This window comes from Streptomyces sp. NPDC101178, assembly GCF_044767965.1.
Taxonomy (GTDB): Bacteria; Actinomycetota; Actinomycetes; order Streptomycetales; family Streptomycetaceae; genus Streptomyces.
On sequence record NZ_JBIWOZ010000001.1, the window covers coordinates 832,392 to 849,754 of the forward strand.

The window sequence follows — 17,363 nt, forward strand, 5'->3', positions numbered from 1 at the left end:
AACAGCCCCCTGTGGAACGCTCCGATCAGCTGTAGATGCCGAACTCGTGCAGCGAGTAGCCCCAGCCCGTGCCCCGGGCCGTCAGGTGGAGCCGTACGTGGCGGGCCGTTTCGGTCAGCGCGATGGTGTCCACGTCACCGTTGCCGGTCGTCGTGGTGTAGACCGTACGCCAGGACGTGCCGTCGTCCGAGACCTGGACCTCGTACGACCTCGCGTACGCCGGGTCCCACACCAGCTGGAGGTTGCGGACCGGCGTCCGTGCGCCGAGGTCGACCGCTATCCACTGCGGGTCGCTCCAGTCGCTGGCCCAGCGGGTGTCGAGCCGGCCGTCGGTGGCGCGCTCCGGCGGGCACGGGCAGTCGCCGTACGAGGCCTGTGAGCTGGAGGCCGTGGTGCGCTTGCCGAGCGCCACGTTGGTGCCGGTCATCGGCGGTGCGACGACCTTGACCGACTTCGTCTCGATGCCCGCGTTGCCCTTGCCGTCCTCGGACTGGATGTAGACCTTCCACACGCCGAGCTTCTCGGGCGCGGTGACCGCGAACGTACCGTTGCCCGTCGACCTGAACCGCGCCGGGACGAGTGCCTTGTCGCCGGTGGCGTAGTTGCCGCTGAGGAAGATCTTGTGCGTCAGCGGGTCGTTCTCGGGGTCGCGGATGTCCGCGCGGACCGTGAACTCGCCGCCCGCCGGGGCCGATCCGGCCGGCGTCACCGTCATGTTGCTGATCACCGGCGGCAGGTTGTCACCGGCGTTGGAGCCCGTGTACGCCCTCTTCACCGAGTAGTACGACAGCCGCTTCAGGCCGTCCGGGATCAGGTTGAACCACACCCCGCCGAAGTCGTGCTCCAGGCCGTAGTGGAAGAGGGTCGCGCCGAGCGCCACGCCCCGGTGGCCCATGGTGCAGTCCCAGGCCTTGGTGTAGCCGTCGCGCTTCTGTACGTCGGTGGGCTCCTCGGGTACGCCGTTGGCGTCGTCCGGCACCTCCCACTCACCCGCCGGGCCGGTCTCGGTGATGATGTACGGCTTGGTGTAGCCGCCCTCCACCCAGTCCTGGCGGACGCCGCAGATGTCGCCGTACGCGTTCATCGAGTACAGGTCCAGGTCCGGGGCGTTGCGCTTGTAGTACGGCCAGGCGCCCGTCCACGCGTCGGTGGAGGTCACCGGGTGGTCGGCGTCGATGGCGTGGATCCTCTTGGCCGCGTCGTTGACGAAGCTCGTGTACGCGTTGCGCTGCGCCTCCAACTCGGCGCCGCTGTAACAGTTCTGGAGGCCGAGGACCGACTCGTTGCCGACGTTCCACATGAGGGTCGCCGGGTGGTTCTTGTACGTCTCGACCCACCTGGCGATCTCGGTGAGCATCGTCGACTTGTACGCGGCGTCCGTCACGTAGTTGACGCAGCCGCCGCTGCCGGGGCCGCCACCGGGCTGGAGCCAGAAGCCGTTCATGACGCGCAGGCCGTTGGCCGCGGCCGCGTCGAGAAGGGGCTTCGTGCTGGCGTCCGTGCCCCACGTGCGGACGGTGTTGACGCCCATCGACTTCAGGTCCGGCATGTAGCGCGGAGCGTCCGCCATGGACGGGCCCCAGGTCAGGCCCTTGACCGTGTACGGCTGTCCGCCGACGGTGAGCTGCCACGCGCCCTGACCGCCGGTGACCTTGACCGCGCCTCCGGTCGGGGGCGGCGGGGTGTCACCGAAGGTGCCGTAGACCTGGAACTCCCAGAGCGAGTAGCCGTAGCCGCCTGGGCGGGCGGTGCCGAGCATCCGGACGTAACGGCCGGAGCCGGCGAGCGCCAGGTCGTCGGTGCCGCCGTCGCCGTCGGTGACCCTGCGGATCGTGGTCCAGTCGGTGCCGTTGTCGCTGGCCTGGATCTCGTACGCCTTGCCGTACGCGCCCTCCCAGGTCAGCACGGCGCGGCTCAGGTCGGCCCGCCGGCCGAGGTCGATCCGGATCCACTGCGGGTCGGACCACTGGCTGGCCCAGCGGGTGGAGGTGAGGTTGCCGTCGACGGCCTGCGCGGCGGAGAAGCCGTCGCCTTCCTGCGAGGAGGCGGTGGCGGTCTTGCCCTGCGAGATGAGGGGGTCGGCGGCCCGCGCCTCGGTGGGCGCGGCGATGACGGTGAGGGAGGAGGCGAGGAGGGCGGCGAGGGTCAGGGTGAGCGCGGGTCTGCGGAGGGACGGCAGGGCTGGTCTGCGGAAGTGGGGCATGGCTGGCATTGCGGCTCCTGAGGGGAGGGGTGAGGGGGAGGGAAACAAGAGGGACGGGACTGGTGCGGGTACGCGGACGGCCGCCGTCGGGGAGGACGGCGGCCGTCCGTGGAGAGAGCCGGGCGAGTAAGCGGGGAGCTGCCCCCGGGCCGGGGTCAGGCCCGGCCCGGGGAGTCGTCCCAGGCCGACGGTCAGGCCCAGCCCGGGCAGTCGTCCTCCGCGGGTCAGTGGTTCACCGCGGGGGACGGATCAGGGGAAGGAGACGACCATGGACGGCACGGTGGAGGTGCCGGCCGGGACCGTGGAGGCTCCCGTGTTGTTGATGACGTGGTTGTAGTGGCCCATTCCGCCGAGCGACACCACCAGCAGGCTGTGGAACTTCACGCCCGGCTTCACCGGGGCCTTGAAGCCGTGGTCTTGGCGGATGGTGGGATCGACGTTGTAGTTGCAGTAACTGCCCATCCCCCAGCCCTCGTGGACATTGACCGAGTCGTCGACCCGGTAGGCCGCGAAGCCCTTCGTGTCGCCGTTCTGGATGGCGGACTGGTTGGGCGCGTCGTAGGCCTTCTCGTTCTGGTAGAAGATCGTCCGGCCGCGCTCGCCGTACCACTCGACGTCGTACTTGTTGAAGTGCTCCACGAAGAGGCCGGTGGCCAGCACGTCGTCGCCGTAGACCCGGACGCCGTAGTCGGCGCGGTTGGTCTCCCAGCCGACGCCCTCACCGTGGTCGGCGCGCCAGACCCAGGTGTGGTCGATGATCACGTCGTCGCTGTTGACGACGATGCTCGTGGTCGCCTTGCCCGCGCCCGCGCCGCCGATGCGGACGTAGACGTCCTGGATGGAGGTGGGGTTGGCGGAGTGGTCCGCGGAGGAGTTCTGCGGGCCGAGCTCAAGCAGGGTCGGCGAGTTGACCCTACCGGCGTCGATCAGGAAGCCGGCCAGCTTGACGCCGTCGACGTCGGCGACCTTCATCGCGGTGACGCCGTTGTCCGGGATGATCGTCGCGAGGCCGAGGCCGAGGACGACCGTGTTGGCGCGGTTGACGTTGATGGTCTGGTCGACGTGGTAAATGCCGGGCGTGAAGAGCAGGTTGAGGCCCTGGGACAGCGCCTGGTTGATCGTGGCGGCGGTGGCGCCGGGCTTGACGACGTAGAACTGGTTCAGGTCGATCGACGTGCCCTGCGGGGTGCCGTTCCAGGAGACGCCGCGCGCGTTGGTGCGCTTGGCGGGGACGAAGACCTTGTACGTGTTGCCGTCCAGGTACAGGAACGGCTTCTCGCGGGAGATCGGCGTGGTCTGGAGCGTGGTGTAGCGGGGCTCCGGGAACGAGGTGGCGGGTGCGCCCTCGACGCCGGAGAAGGTCTGGTTCCAGACGGAGTTGGACCAGCCGCCGATCGAGCTCTCGCGGGTGTACCACTGCTGCTGCGAGTAGTTGCCGACCTGGCCGTCGATCTTGGAGTCGGCGATGTAGCCGCCGCTGGCCCAACCGTAGCCGTCCGGAGCCAGGTTGAGGCCGCCCTTGACGTGCATGCGGCGGAAGGACGCGGCCTGGGAGACAGCCCAGCGGTTGGTGCCGCTGACCGGGTTCAGCGCCAGGTTCTCCGCCGAACGCCAGAAGTTCTGTGTCGCGTTGCCGTTGAACCAGCCGGCGTCGACGGTCACATCACCGTTGATGGTGGTGTCGTCGGGCTTGAGGCCGAGGCCGGAGATCGAGGTGTAGAAGCCGATCTGGGCGTTGAGGTTGTTGTAGGTGCCGGGCTTGAAGAGGAACTGGTGCCGGCCGTTGCCGAAGTGCGATGCCTCCTGCTGGCGGAACACCTCGTCCAGCTTGCCCTGGATGTTGGGCGTGGAGGGGTCGAAGACGTGCACGTTCGGACCGAGGTCGCCGCCGCCGGGCAGCTGCGGGCCGCCGGTGCCGCCGGACTCGCCGTAGACCTTGAACTCCCAGAGCGAGAAGCCGTATCCGGTACCGCGGGCGGTGCCGTACATCCGGACGTATCGGGCCTCACCGCTGATGTTCACGGTGTTCGTACCGCCGGTGCCGGTGGCGGTCTGGTAAGCGGTGGACCAGGTGGAGCCGTTGGTCGACAGCTCGATGCGGTAGCCCTTGCCGTACGCCGCCTCCCAGTCCAGGACGACCTGGCTGACCTGAGTGGTCGCGCCGAGGTCGACGCGGATCCACTGCGGGTCGGAAGCGGCGCTGGACCAACGGGTGTTGGCGTTGCCGTCGACGGCCGCGGTGGCCGGAGTGCCGTAGTGCTCCTCGCTGGAGGCGGTGACCGGCTTGCCCTGGGAGAGCAGTACGGGTGCGGCCTCGGCCTTCGTGGCGGGGACGAAGGCGAGAAGGGTGGCGGCCAGGGCGGTGGCCATCGCCGCGACGATGCCGCGGGTCACCGGTCTCGGTCTGGGGGTACGGCGGCCGGTGCCGTAGGACACCGGGGCCGCTGGGGATATGCCGACTGCGGGCATGCGGGTGCTCCTCGAAATGGAACTACGATGGGAGAGCGCTCTCCCGGAACCTTGCCCGCCGCGTCGGTCACGGTCAAGAATCCTGACACGACTTTTCTTTCGGCTTGGATTAAGTCAATGCCCCCGTACGGGAGCTGACGGCTGGTCAGGCAGCTCCGGGCGGGCATCCCCGACGGGCACCCACCAGCCCCCCGAAGACAGGAAAGACTTATTGCGCAACTAATCTTTCGCATCTACGGTGGCCGCATGCCGTCCCAGCGCGAGCCCGAGCAGATCACCGACCTCTCCCGGCTGAAGGCCTTCACCAACCCACTGCGGATGCAGCTCTACCGACTGCTGTACGCCGCCGGGACCGCGACCGCCTCCCAGCTCGCCGAGCAGGTCGATCAGGCCCCGTCGCTGGTCAGTTACCACCTGCGCAAGCTCGCGGAGCACGGATTCGTGGCCGAGGCGAGCGGGCACAGCACGGACGGGCGCGAGCGGTGGTGGCAGGTGGCGTCCGAGAAGGGGTGGGGCTTCCGCGACGCGGACTTCACGGGTACGCCGGAAGGAGCCGCCGCCGTCGGTGCGGTGCTGCGCTCCATCCTCGACAACCGCTCCGCGCAGTACCGCACTTACCTCGACCAGAGCGCCGCCTGGGGCGAGGAATGGACCGACGCGGCCTTCAGCTCCGAGTCGCTCATGACCCTGACATCCGCCGAACTCACCGAGATGAGCGATGAGTTGCAGGCCATCACACGGCGGTGGCGGGAGCGCGGCAAAGCCGCGCGGGAAGCCGGCGACACCGAGGGGCGCGAGCACGTGTCCGTGCACCTGTACGGCTTCCCGTTCCGGCCCTGAGCCGGGTACGGCTTCCCGTTCCGGCCCTGAGCCCGGTACGAGTTCTCGTTGCCACCCTGAGCCCGGCCCTCTCACCCAGGGAGACTCCGTGTCCGCAGCAGAGACCGCCTCACCCGAGAGCCTCGCCGCGCACCGGCCCGCTCACCGCGACGCCAACGTCCTGCGCTGGCTCGCCGCGTACACCGCCTCGCTCATCGGTGACGGCGTCTACTTCGTCGCCCTCGCCTGGTCGGCCCAGAAGGTCGCCGGGCCCGCCGAGGTCGGGCTCGTCATGGCCGCCGGGGCGATTCCCCGGGCGCTGCTCATGCTGGGCGGGGGCGTGGCGGCCGACCGGTTCGGGGTGCGCCGGATCGTGATCGGCAGCGACGCCGTACGGTGCGTCCTCATCCTCGCGGTGGCGGCCGGGGTCGCGCTCACCGCGCCCGCGGTGTGGATCCTGGTGGCGCTGGCCCTCGCGTTCGGTGCGGTCGACGCGCTGTTCGTCCCCGCCGTCGGGGCGCTCCCACCGCGCATCACCACCCCGGACCAGCTGGCACGCGTGACCGGCATGCGCACGTTGTCGATGCGGGTCAGCCAGATCAGCGGCCCGCCGCTGGGCGGCCTGGCCATGGGGCTCGGCGGCGCGCCGGCCGCGTTCGCCGTGGCGGGGGCGCTGTTCGCCCTGTCGCTGCCGTTCCTGCTGACGGTACGGCTGCGGCCGTTGGATGTACCCGGCCCGGATGACGTACGCGATGAGGTGGCGGCGCCGGCCACCGGGAGCGCCTGGCAGGACCTCCTCTGCGGCCTGCGTCACCTCCGCCGCCACCCTCTCATCGGCCCGCTCATCGCGGTCATCGCCATCAGCGAGCTCGGGCTCACCGGGACCCTCAACGTCGGCATGATCCTGCTCAACGGCGAGCGAGGCTGGGGGCCTTCGGGGTACGGGTGGATCATCAGCGGGTTCGGGGCGGGGGCCACGGCCGGGGCGATCCTGCTCACCGTCGCCGGACGGCTGCCCCGGGCCGGGCTGGCCCTGGCCGGAACGCTGCTCGTGGGGTGCGCGGGCGCGGCCGCCATCGCCCTGGTCCCGACGCTGCCGCTCGCCGTGGCGGTGGCTCTCGCCACGGGCCTGGCGATGGGCGTCTGCGGCACGTTGGGCAACGCCCTCGTACAGACCGCGGCGGACCCCGCGTACCTGGGGCGGGTCACCTCGGTCGTGATGCTCACCTCGGTGGGGCTGGCGCCGATGAGTTATCCGGTGGTCGGGGCGGCCATCGGGGCGTGGGGGTCCGCACCGGTCTTCGTCGGGTGCGGGGTGTTCGGGAGCGTGGGCGTGGTCGTCGCGCTGGCCTGCGGGACGGTGCGGAGGGCCGAACTCCCGGGCTCGCGCCCGCGCCCATCGAAGGCGTGACGAGGTCCGGCCGGGCGGTGCCGCAGGACCCGGGCTCCTGCGGATTGACCCACGTTTCCGGCCTACGAATGCACCCTGCCCCAGGTCGCTTCCGTGCCTACGGTCCTTGCATGACCACGTTCCAGGTGCCTCAGCGCATGAACTTCTCCGCCGTCTCCCCCAAGGTGTTCAAGGCCGTCCTCGCCCTCGACGCCGCCGCCCGTGAAGGGCTCGACCCCGTCCTGCTGGAGCTGGTGCAGATCCGCGCCTCGCAGGTCAACCGGTGTGCGTACTGCATCGATTACCACGTCTCCGACGCCCGCACGGCCGGCGAGACGGAGGAGCGGATCCATCAGCTGGCCGCGTGGGAGGAGTCGAGCCTGTTCACCGAGAAGGAGCGGGCCGCGCTGGCTCTGACCGAGGCCGTCACCGTCCTGCCCGGCGGGGTGTCGGACGCGGTGTACGAGGAGGCCGCGCGGCTCTTCGAGGAGAAGGAGCTGGCCCAGCTCATCGCGCTCATCCTCACCACCAACGCGTGGAACCGGATGAACGTCACCACGCGCAAGACGCCCGGTACCGAGTAGCCGGCCGGCCGATCCTCCGGGTGGACGGTGGCTGCTTCCGTACCGGCCACCGCCCACCCCCTGCCGCCGGACCGACCCCTCCGTGATGAAGGGCTGCCCCCGCATGACCACCGTCGAGACCGGTAAGTCCGCTGAGTCCGCCGCCGAGCCCGGGCGTTCAGCCGTCAAGGGCTGGCTCGCCGTGCTGGCGGTGACCCTCGGCATCTTCTCCCTGATGACCTCCGAGCTGCTCCCCGTGGGCCTGCTCACGCCCATCGGCACGGCCCTCGACGTGTCCGAGGGCACCGCCGGGCTGATGGTGACGGTGCCCGGCCTGGTCGCCGCCGTCTCCGCGCCGGTGGTCACCGTGGCCACCGGACGCGTCGACCGCCGTGTCGTCCTGGTGGTCCTGATCGGCCTGATGGGCGCGGCCAACCTGGCGTCCGCCTTCGCCACCAGCTTCACGGTGGTCCTCGTCGCCCGGTTCCTGATCGGGATCAGCGTCGGCGGCTTCTGGTCCATCGCCGGCGGCATCGCGCTGCGGCTGGTACCGGCCAGGCATGTCGCCCGGGCCACCGCCGTCATCTTCGGCGGGGTGGAGACCGCGTCCGTCCTGGGCGTGCCGATCGGGACGTTCCTCGGGGATCTGAGCGGCTGGCGTACGGCGTTCGGTGCCGTCGGCATCCTCGGACTCGCCTCCCTGACCTGCATGCTCTTCCTCATGCCGAAGCTTCCGGCCGGGCAGACGATCACGTTCGCGGCACTGCCGAAGGTCTTCAGGAGCAACGCCGGTCTCCGCATCGGCATCGCGCTCACCTTCCTGGTCATCACCGGCCACTTCCTGGCCTACACGTTCGTCCGGCCGGTCCTCCAGGGCGACGGGATCGGTGACAGCTCGGTCGGCGTGCTGCTGCTGACGTTCGGAGCCGCCGGTGTCTGCGGCAACTTCATCGCCGGAGCGCTCGTCGCCCGGCGGCTGCGGCGCTGTGTCATGGGCATCTCGGTGGTCCTCGCCTCGGCCATGACCCTCCTCGCGCTCGTCGACACCGACGCCTTCTCGGCGGGCGCCCTCCTGGTGCTGTGGGGCCTGGGCTACGGCGCGGTGCCGGTCACCTTCCAGACCTGGATCCTCGACGCCGCCCCGGACGCCACCGAGGCGGCCACCTCGCTGTACGTCTCCGCCTTCAACCTCTCCATCGCGCTCGGCGCCCTCTTCGGCGGCTTCGCCGTCGACGGCATCGGCACGACGAGCGTGCTGTGGCTCGGCGCCGGCCTGGCCGTCCTGGCCCTGTTGGTGGTGAGCGGTGCCGGGCGGGGTGACAGGGCCGAGCCACCGCTGTAGCCGGGGCCACCGCCGTAAATGCGCGTGCCGGAACGGGCCGGGGCGCGTTACCGTCGTACGTATGAACGTGATCGGCTCCCGTACCACCGCGACCGCGCGAGCGACCAGCTCGCCGGTTGCCGCCGCCTGACCTTCTCTCCCCCGGCGACCGGAAACGGTCCGTCGGTGGTGCCGTGGCCCTTCGAGCCCGGCCGGGTGACCGCACGGTCCCGTTCTCCGGTGCCTCCACCCGCTGCCCCGCGAAGGAGCCACCCCCATGCGTACCGAACAGCTGGCCCGCACGTTCATCGAGTACTACGAGGAACGCGGCCACCACCGGATCACCGGATCGACACTCCTGCCGCCGCCCGGCGACCCCGTGCTCTTCACCACCTCCGGCATGCACCCGCTCACGCCGTACCTGGAGGGCCGGGCCCATCCGCTGGGGCGGCGGCTCGTCAACGTGCAGCGCTATCTGCGGACGACCGATCTGGACGAGGTCGGGGACGCCACGCACCTGACCGTCTTCGAGATGCTCGGCACCTGGTCGCTGGGCGACTACGGAGGGCCGCTCAGCCTGGAGTGGGGGTACGGGCTGCTCACCGAGGGGTTCGGGGTCGATCCCGGGCTGTTGTACGCCACCGTTTTCGGCGGGGATGAGCGGACCGGGCCGGACACCGCCTCCGCCGAGCTGTGGCAGCGGCTCGGCGTTCCCGTCGAGTTCACCGTGGAGGACAACTGGTGGTCGAACGGGCCGGTCGGACCGTGCGGGCCCGACTCCGAGATCTTCCATGGAGCGGTGACGGCCCGCCCCGGTCGACGCCCACCCGCGACGACCGCTGGGTCGAGATCTGGAACCACGTGACGATGACCCACCGCCGGCTCGGCGACGGGTCCCTCGTCCCCCTCCCGCAGCGGAACGTCGACACCGGACTCGGCCTGGAGCGGCTGGCCTCGCTGCTCCAGGGCAGGCAGTCGGTCTTCGACGGCGACGTCTTCGACCCCTGGCGCCGGCTCGTACCGGGCCTGTGGAGCCTGGACGAGCCGTCGCTGCGCCTGGTCTGCGACCATCTGCGCTCGGCCGTCGTGATCCTCGGCGACGGCGTGCGTCCCGCCAACACCGGGCGGGGTTACGTGCTGCGCCGTCTGGTACGACGGGTCCTCACCGTGCTCCGGCGCGAGGACCCCTCGTACGGGGTCGGTGACCTGCCGGAGGAGCTGGTCCGGCACACGCTCGACCACTTCCGGCAGGAGATCCGCCCCGGTGACGTGCTCCGGATGCTGCGGGAGGAGGAGGACCGGTTCCGGCGGCTCCTGGAACGCGGGCGGCGCGTACTCGCCCGGCCCCGGTTCCGGGGTCCGCTGGCCGAGGAGGACTTCCACCACCTCCACGACACCCATGGGCTGCCGCGCGAGCTGATCACGAGTCTCCGGGAGGAGTGAGCAGGCCGGCGCCCTCCGCCTCCGGCCGCCTCAGCGGTAGTCGTCCGGGTGGTCCTGCATCCAGGTGTTGATGCCGTCGCGGGTCCCGACGATCTCGGAGAAGTGCTTCTCCAGGTGCGGCGTCGACCGGTCCTCGCCCAGCTTGCCGAACAGGACCTTCATGTCCGCGAGCGGCTGCTTGAAGTGGCCGGGCCCCTTCGGATCCGCCCGCATCGCCTCGTCCAGCTCCGTAAGCTCCTGGGTGACCCGGCCGAGGAAGTACGCGCAGTCCCCGGCGCCCGGCGTACAGGTGTCGTTCAGTGTGGCCTGGAGGGTCGCGAAGGCGTCGCGTACGAGCTCGGGGGCCGGTTCGGCGGGCGCGGTCGGCTCCTCCGTGGCCTCGGCCGCCGCCTGCTCGGCCTGGTCGGCGTTCTCCACGGAGTCGGCGTTCTCCGCCGGGCCGGCCGGCGCCGTGGCGGACGGCTCCGCGCGGAGGCCGCCGTCGGTCTGCGCCTGGGTGCAGGAGACCAGCGCGGCCGCCGCCAGGACGGCAACCGCCGTGGCACGGAAGCCTGTTGCGGTGGTGTTCGTGGCTTTGCTCATGCCGCTTCGGGCAGTCGTACGTACGGACATGAGGCCCCCCTCGTCGTCATGGGTCCAGACCTTATACCGCCGCCTCCGGGCCCACCTGGCCCACCTCCGCCAGGAACGCCGCCAACTCCCCGTACACCGCCGCGCCCTCGCCCAAGAACTCGATCAGCGTCGTGCCCGTTGCCGTGTGATGCCCCCGTGCCCCGTCGGCGGCCGCCCGCCGGCACGGCCGCACCAGAGGCTAGCCTCGGTCAGGACACCGATACACGGACAGGAAAGCGATGGTGGCGGCGATGGCGAAGGTTCCGGCAGCGGCGGTGGCGGCGGGCGGGCTCGTCGGAGGGTACGGCGTCGCCCGGTGGACCGGGAAGCGTCCGCTCGGCGGGGTCGCGCTCGCCGCCGCCGGGTCGCTCGCCGCGTACGAGTGGAACCGGCAGGCCGGACCGCGTGCGGCAACCGCGCTGACTCTCGCGTACGTCGCCGCCTTCGCCGGGTCGCACCCGCTCGCCAGGAAGGTCGGCGCCTGGCCCGCCGTCTTCGCCGTCGCCGGTGGCGTGGCCGCCGCCTCGTGGGCCGTCACCCGGAGTGGGCCGGACCGCTGACCCGGTAGGCGCAAAGCTCTCCAACCGGACGGGAGTTGGTGTCATCCTGGGTGGGCAGGCGGTGGTGCCGTCCGCCGCCGGGCGGGGATCGGGGGATGACACGTGATCGGTTTCCTGGCGGAGTTACCGGCCTTCACCGCCTTCGCGGTGGTCTGGGGCAGCGCCTTCGGGCTGTTCATGACATGTTCGCTGCTCCGCCTCGGCTACGAGCTCCGGCGTGACCGGGTCATCATGCGGCGCTTCCTGGGCGCCGGTGCGGACGCGCCCGTCCTCGCCGCGTACCACCTCGGAGGAGAGGCGGCGGCCACGCGGACCGGGATACTGGTGCTGGCCCGCCGGCACGGGCACTCACCAGAGCGGGAGCATCGGGCGCGGTCGCGGCCCGAACCGCTGCTCGCGGCGCTGCGGACGCCGGTCCGTGGGGCAGCGGAGGCCGGAGAGCCGCACTCGGTCCGGCGCGTCCGGGAGTCGGGCGGCTACGTCACCTTCCGCTCCGAGCTGCGCGAGGCCGCCGAACACCGCCTGCCACGGCGGCGGACGCGGTATGTGCTCGACCGCGTGGCCGCGTGGGCGGCCGTCTTCGGCCTCGCCGCCGTCCTCGTGTACGGGATCGGGTTCTACGTCCGGCAGCCCGAAGCCTCCGGTCTCTGGTTCATGATCGCCTTGGCCGTGCACGCTCCGGCGGGCATCTGGATCGGGATGACCGACGGCCAGGGCGGCCGGTTCGCGGCTCCGCAGTGGCCCGAGTTCGACGCGCTGTGCCGGCGCCTGGTCGAGAAGGAAGAGGCCCGCGCACCCCGTCCGCTCCGGGCCGAGAACGCCGAGGCCGAGCAGCCCGCGAAGCCCCCGGCCTCCGGCTGGGCCGGTGACGGCGGTGTCGGCGCGAGCAGTTCGTGCGGCGGAGGCTGCGGAGGCGGGTGCGGCGGCGGGGTGTGAAGGACCGGGGCGCCGGGGTCTTTCGAGGACCGGACGCCCCCGCTCGCCCGGAAAGCGCGCCGCCGCGTTGAACACCCGACGCCCCGCCCCCGTACTACCGGGCAACTCCCCCGTGCAAGCCGGGTGCGTACCCGTACGACAGGACGGGTACGCACCCGGAAACCTCGGCCGGGAGTCGGGATCAGCCGCCCAGCGCCCGCGACACCGTATGGATCGCCAGCCCCGCCAGCGCGCCGACCACCGTGCCGTTGATGCGGATGAACTGCAGGTCACGGCCGATGTGCGCCTCGATCTTCTTCGACGTCTGGTCCGCGTCCCAGCTCGCCACCGTCTCGCTGATCAGCGACGTGATCTCGGCCCGGTACCGGGTGACCACGTAGACCGCCGCGTCCTCCAGCCAGCCGTCGACCTTGCGCTGGAGTCGCTCGTCACCCGCCAGCTTGGCGCCCAGCGACATCAGCGACGCGCGGGCCCGCAGCCGGAGTTCGCTGCGCTCGTCCTCGGCCGCCGCGAGGATCATCGTACGGACGGAGGACCACGCCGAGGCGATGACGTCCTGCACCTCGCTCCGGCCCAGGACCTCCGACTTCAGCCGCTCCACCCGGGCCCGGGTGTCGGCATCGCTCTGGAGGTCGGCCGCGAAGTCGGTCAGGAACGTGTCGATGGAGGCGCGTGCCGGGTGGCCCGGCATGTCCCGCATCTCCGTGACGAACCGCAGCAGCTCCTTGTAGACCCGCTCCCCGACCCGCTTGTCCACGAACCGCGGGGTCCACCCCGGCGCCCCGCCCTGCACCGCGTCCATCACCGAGTCGCCGTGCTCCACCAGCCAGTCGTGCGCCCGTACGCAGACGAGGTCGACGACCTTGCGGTGGCCGCCGTCCTCCACCACCCGCTCCAGCATCTTGCCGAGGCCGGGGCCGACCTCCACCGCGTTGGCCCGCCGGGTGATGGCCTCGCCGACGACCGCCTGGACGTCGGAGTCCCGCAGCACCGTCAGCGCGCCGCGCAGTGCCGTCGCCAACTCGGCGGTGACCCGGTCGGCGTTGGCCGGCTCCGCGAGCCACGCACCGACCTTCCGGCCGACCTCCAGAGCGTGAATTCGGTCACGAATCACGTCTCCGGAGAGAAAGTTCTCGCCGACGAAGGAACCGAGGGACTGTCCTAGCTGATCCTTCTTGGTGGGGATGATGGCGGTGTGGGGGATGGGCAGACCGAGCGGGCGCCGGAAGAGCGCCGTGACGGCGAACCAGTCCGCCAGAGCGCCGACCATCCCCGCCTCGGCAGCCGCCGCGACGTAGCCCGGCCAGCCCTTCACCCCTGAGTGTTCCGCCCAGGTGGCGAGGACGTAGACGAGCGCGACGAACAGGAGGAGGCCGGTCGCCGTGAGCTTCATCCGCCGTACGCCGCGCTGTTTCTCCTCGTCGGCGGCGGTGTACGCGAACGAGGCCAGCGGGCCGGGGCCGGGCGCGTCGCCCTTCCCGGTACGGGAGCCACCGCCCGTCGCCCCGGTGCCGGAGCCCCCGCCCGTCTCTGCCGGGCCCAGCTCCTTGCGGGCATCGGTCCGTGCTCCGGACGCCGGTCCCCCGGAGTCCGGGTCCTGCCCTGACTGCTGCACCGCGTCCTGCTCTCCGGAACCGGTCGGTCCCATGCGCTCCACCCGTCCCACCCGTTCCAGCCGTCCACATACGCCTCGCCCCCGCGACGTACGCATTGTCCCTACTTCCCCTACTCCCGGGGCGCATGTCGAGTTCCCCGCGGCCTGCCGCATCATGGGACCAGCACGATCATCACAAGGAGAAACACCGCCCATGCCCAGGCGCCAGCAGTACGCCCTGCTCATCGCCCTACTGGCGGGCACCGCCGTACTCGCCGTCGCCGCCGTCCTCGGCACGACGCCGTTCACCGGCCCGGCCGCCGCCCCGCTCCCGCCGGCCCAGACGCAGGCGGCGGCCCGCACCCCGGTCGCCCCGGCCAACGCGGGCGGGAACTGGGTCGCCACCTGGACCACCGCGCCCGTCGGCGCGGAGCCGGACGCGGACCACGGGTTTCCCGGCAGCACCATCCGTAACGTCGTGCACACCAGCGTCGGCGGGGACGCCGCCCGGATCACGCTCTCCAACCTCTTCGGCACCGCGCCGCTCCTCGTCGACCAGGCCACCGTCAACACCCGGCCGGTGACCTTCGGCGGCGCCGCCTCCGTCACCGTCGCGGCGGGCGGGCAGGTCGTCAGCGACCCGGTCGCCGTGCCGGTCGCGCCCGACGCCGACCTCCGGGTCGACTTCCGCACCCCGCGCGCGAGCGGCCCGGTCACCTACCACCCGAACACCCACCAGACGTCCTCCCTGTCCGACGGCCGCACCACCTGGTCCACCACCAAGTGGCGCTACCTCACCGCCGTGGACGTCCGCAACGAGGCCGTACCCGGCACCGTCGTCGTCATCGGTGACTCCCTGACGGCCGGCAGCGGCTCCACCACCGACGCCAACTCCCGCTGGACGGACGTCCTCGCGGACCGCCTCGGCGGCCGGTACGGGGTCGCCAACGCGGGCATCGCGGGCAACCGGCTCCTCACCGAGGGCTCCGCGGGCCAGGCCGGGACCGTCCGGTTCGAGCGGGATGTGCTCTCGGTCGCCGGGGCGCGCACCGTGATCGTCGCCCTCGGCATCAACGACGTGCAGCAGGCCCCGCAGGAGCCCGACGCCGGGCGCATCGTCGCCGGCCTGCGCACCCTCGCCGAGCAGGCGCGGGCCCGCGGGCTGACGGTCGTCGGCACGACCCTGACCCCGTTCGAGGGCTTCCCCACCTGGACGCCCGAGCGCAACGCCGTACGGCTCGCGGTCAACGAGCAGATCCGGTCGGGGACGGTGTTCGACGCGTACGCCGACTTCGACGAGGCGGTACGCGACCCCGCCGCGCCGAACCGGGTGGTGGCCGCGTACGACTCCGGCGACCACCTGCACTTCAACGACGCCGGGTACCGGGCGCTCGGCGAGCGGGTGGACCTGACGTCCTTGGAGCGGGCCCGCACGCCGAGGTCCGACGAGCTGTGAGGTGACGTACGGGTAAGGGGTGGCGTGGACCCCCGCCCGGACGCCCTGGCCAGGCGCTCGGGCCGGACGCCCTGGCCGGGCACTCAGTCCGGGCGCGCGGGCCGGCCCGTAGGCGCGCCGTCGGCCGCCGCTCAGCCCAGCTCCTTCCGCCCGCCGCCGCCGGCTCCTCCGTCCGGGCCCTCAAGCCGCCGCCGCTCGCGGGCCGCCCGCTCCGCCTCCCCGGCCTCCTTCAGGCGGCGGCGCTCCGCCTTCGTGCGCTTGCGCTCCACGCCGACGCCGCCCATCAGGGCCAGGCCGGTGATCGTGACGCGCGGGGCCTGCGGCGCGGTCTCGCCGTCCTCGTTCCGGCCCTCGCCGAAGCCGCCCATGATGCCGACGCCCCGGACGTCCACGTTCAGCTCGGGCGGGGCCGTCACATGGATGCCGCCCATGATCGCGAAGCAGCGGATCACCACCTCGCGGTCCTCGAAGTCCGCCTCGCGCAGGTCGATCTCGCCACCGCCCCAGAACGCGAACGCCGTGAACTTGCGGGCCACCGTCCAGCGGCCCCGCCGGTTGAAGCCGCCCCAGAACGCGAACCCGCCCTTGGAGGTCGGTGTGGAACCGATCCGGGCCGGCCAGTCGGTCGCCGACCCGCGCCCCGGCGCGGGCGCGGAGGAGCCGACCGGGGCCACCGCCGTGCCGGATGCCGGGAGGTCGCTGACGAGCGGCTCCAACTCCCCGTGCGTACGCGCCTTGTAGGCCGTGTCGAGGCGCTGCTCGAACTCGTCCATGTCCAGCCGGCCCTCGGCCACGGCCTCTCTCAGCAACTCGGCGATCCGCTCACGTTCAGCATCGGATGCACGCATCTCCGGACGTTCACTTGTCATATCGCGCACCCTATTGAACGGACCCGTTCCCGGCACAGACCCGCAGGGCACGCGGGTCCACGCGTCGGCTCCCGAGGAACGGCCCGCGGTCTGCCCACGGCCTACGGCGCCGCCTCGTACATCCTCGCGATCACGGCCTCGATGTCCGGCTCCCGCACCGACAGGTCCATCAGCGGGTACTCCGCCGCGATCCGCGCCACCAGCGGAGCGGCCGACGCGGAGGCGGGGAAGGCGAGCCACTGGCGTACCCCCTCCACCTTCACCGCCCGCAGAACCGGGCCCGCTCCCGGCCCGGCCCCCTCCGACTCCAGGGAGATCGGCGGGAGTTCGCGCTCCAGGTCCACCACCAGCATCCGCTCGCTCTCCCCCACCTCATGGAGGCCGGCGAGCGAACCGTCGTACATCAGACGGCCGTGGTCGATCACCATCACCCGGCGGCAGAGCTGCTCGATGTCGGTCAGGTCGTGCGTCGTCAGCAGGACCGTGGTCCCGCGCTCGGCGTTCAACTCCTGGAGGAACTGCCGCACTTTGGCCTTGGAGATCACGTCGAGGCCGATCGTCGGCTCGTCCAGGTAGAGCACCTCCGGATCGTGCAGGAGAGCCGCCGCGATGTCGCCGCGCATCCGCTGCCCCAGGGAGAGCTGGCGTACCGGCACCTCCAACAGCGCTCCCAGGTCGAGCTGTTCGACGCAGCGGTCCAGGTTCTCGCGGTAACGGCGGTCCGGGATGCGGTACATGCGGTGCATCAGCCGGTACGAGTCGCGCAGCGGCAGGTCCCACCAGAGGGTGGTCCGCTGACCGAAGACCACACCGATGCGGTGCGCGAGGCGCGTACGTTCCCGCGACGGGTCGATGCCCGCCACCCGCAGGTGGCCGCCGCTCGGCGTGAGGATGCCCGTCAGCATCTTGATCGTGGTCGACTTGCCGGCCCCGTTCGGGCCGATGTAGCCGACCATCTCGCCGCGCGCGACCTGGAAGCTGATGCCGTCCACGGCCCGCACCTCGTGCCGCTCCCGGCGCAGCGGACCGGCCTTCCGCCGGACCTGGAAGACCTTCTCGACACCGTCGAGGGTGATGAAGCCGCCCCCGCTCCCGGTCTCTTCCGCGAACCCGTCCACCGTCTTCCTC

General features: G+C 71.7%; 13 protein-coding genes and 1 pseudogene. 8 read left to right on the forward strand and 6 right to left on the reverse strand.

Annotation, left to right across the window (positions count from 1 at the left end):
* Window positions 1-25 precede the first annotated feature (25 nt).
* Both ACIRR8_RS03535 and ACIRR8_RS03540 read right to left on the reverse strand, forming a co-directional pair.
* The gene (locus ACIRR8_RS03535; protein WP_404058725.1) at window positions 26-2,203 is read right to left on the reverse strand and encodes a discoidin domain-containing protein; all 2,178 of its coding nucleotides are present in this window, start codon (window positions 2,201-2,203) and stop codon (window positions 26-28) included.
* Window positions 2,204-2,452: 249 nt separating this feature from the next.
* The gene (locus ACIRR8_RS03540) at window positions 2,453-4,672 is read right to left on the reverse strand and encodes a discoidin domain-containing protein (protein WP_404058444.1); all 2,220 of its coding nucleotides are present in this window, start codon (window positions 4,670-4,672) and stop codon (window positions 2,453-2,455) included.
* Between the two features lie 246 nt (window positions 4,673-4,918).
* Between ACIRR8_RS03540 and ACIRR8_RS03545 the strand changes: the two genes are divergently transcribed.
* From ACIRR8_RS03545 to ACIRR8_RS03565, 5 genes and pseudogenes are all read left to right on the forward strand, one after another.
* On the forward strand, window positions 4,919-5,512 hold the full coding sequence (locus ACIRR8_RS03545) for an ArsR/SmtB family transcription factor (protein WP_404058446.1): 594 nt from the start codon (window positions 4,919-4,921) through the stop codon (window positions 5,510-5,512).
* Between the two features lie 88 nt (window positions 5,513-5,600).
* Window positions 5,601-6,902: an MFS transporter gene (locus ACIRR8_RS03550; RefSeq protein ID WP_404058448.1), complete on the forward strand. Its 1,302-nt coding sequence runs from the start codon at window positions 5,601-5,603 to the stop codon at window positions 6,900-6,902.
* A gap of 110 nt (window positions 6,903-7,012) precedes the next feature.
* Window positions 7,013-7,465: a carboxymuconolactone decarboxylase family protein gene (locus tag ACIRR8_RS03555; protein WP_404058450.1), complete on the forward strand. Its 453-nt coding sequence runs from the start codon at window positions 7,013-7,015 to the stop codon at window positions 7,463-7,465.
* 103 nt (window positions 7,466-7,568) lie between these two features.
* The gene (locus ACIRR8_RS03560; RefSeq protein ID WP_404058452.1) at window positions 7,569-8,786 is read left to right on the forward strand and encodes an MFS transporter; all 1,218 of its coding nucleotides are present in this window, start codon (window positions 7,569-7,571) and stop codon (window positions 8,784-8,786) included.
* A gap of 256 nt (window positions 8,787-9,042) precedes the next feature.
* Window positions 9,043-10,208: pseudogene (locus ACIRR8_RS03565) on the forward strand (alanine--tRNA ligase-related protein).
* 30 nt (window positions 10,209-10,238) lie between these two features.
* Here the strand turns inward: ACIRR8_RS03565 and ACIRR8_RS03570 are convergent.
* Window positions 10,239-10,790 (reverse strand): hypothetical protein, encoded by a 552-nt coding sequence (locus ACIRR8_RS03570; protein ID WP_404058454.1) that lies wholly within the window; start codon window positions 10,788-10,790, stop codon window positions 10,239-10,241.
* Window positions 10,791-11,071: 281 nt separating this feature from the next.
* On the opposite strand from ACIRR8_RS03570, the gene ACIRR8_RS03575 reads away from it, so the two are divergent.
* Together ACIRR8_RS03575 and ACIRR8_RS03580 are read left to right on the forward strand one after the other, a co-directional pair.
* Window positions 11,072-11,380 carry a hypothetical protein gene (locus tag ACIRR8_RS03575; protein WP_404058456.1) on the forward strand — a complete coding sequence of 103 codons (309 nt, stop codon included), beginning with the start codon at window positions 11,072-11,074 and terminating at the stop codon, window positions 11,378-11,380.
* 102 nt (window positions 11,381-11,482) lie between these two features.
* The gene (locus ACIRR8_RS03580) at window positions 11,483-12,316 is read left to right on the forward strand and encodes a hypothetical protein (RefSeq protein ID WP_404058458.1); all 834 of its coding nucleotides are present in this window, start codon (window positions 11,483-11,485) and stop codon (window positions 12,314-12,316) included.
* 181 nt (window positions 12,317-12,497) lie between these two features.
* Here ACIRR8_RS03580 and ACIRR8_RS03585 read toward each other — a convergent pair whose 3' ends face one another.
* Window positions 12,498-14,027 carry a DUF445 domain-containing protein gene (locus ACIRR8_RS03585; protein ID WP_404058460.1) on the reverse strand — a complete coding sequence of 510 codons (1,530 nt, stop codon included), beginning with the start codon at window positions 14,025-14,027 and terminating at the stop codon, window positions 12,498-12,500.
* 97 nt (window positions 14,028-14,124) lie between these two features.
* On the opposite strand from ACIRR8_RS03585, the gene ACIRR8_RS03590 reads away from it, so the two are divergent.
* The gene (locus tag ACIRR8_RS03590; RefSeq protein WP_404058462.1) at window positions 14,125-15,366 is read left to right on the forward strand and encodes an SGNH/GDSL hydrolase family protein; all 1,242 of its coding nucleotides are present in this window, start codon (window positions 14,125-14,127) and stop codon (window positions 15,364-15,366) included.
* A 131-nt stretch (window positions 15,367-15,497) separates the two neighbouring features.
* Here the strand turns inward: ACIRR8_RS03590 and ACIRR8_RS03595 are convergent, their stop codons facing one another.
* Both ACIRR8_RS03595 and ACIRR8_RS03600 read right to left on the reverse strand, forming a co-directional pair.
* Window positions 15,498-16,214, reverse strand: a complete 717-nt coding sequence (locus tag ACIRR8_RS03595) for a DUF1707 domain-containing protein (RefSeq protein ID WP_404058464.1) — start codon at window positions 16,212-16,214, stop codon at window positions 15,498-15,500.
* A gap of 122 nt (window positions 16,215-16,336) precedes the next feature.
* Entirely contained in the window at window positions 16,337-17,353 is a 1,017-nt protein-coding gene (locus ACIRR8_RS03600; protein WP_404058466.1) for an ATP-binding cassette domain-containing protein, read from the reverse strand.
* Between the last annotated feature and the right edge of the window lie 10 nt (window positions 17,354-17,363).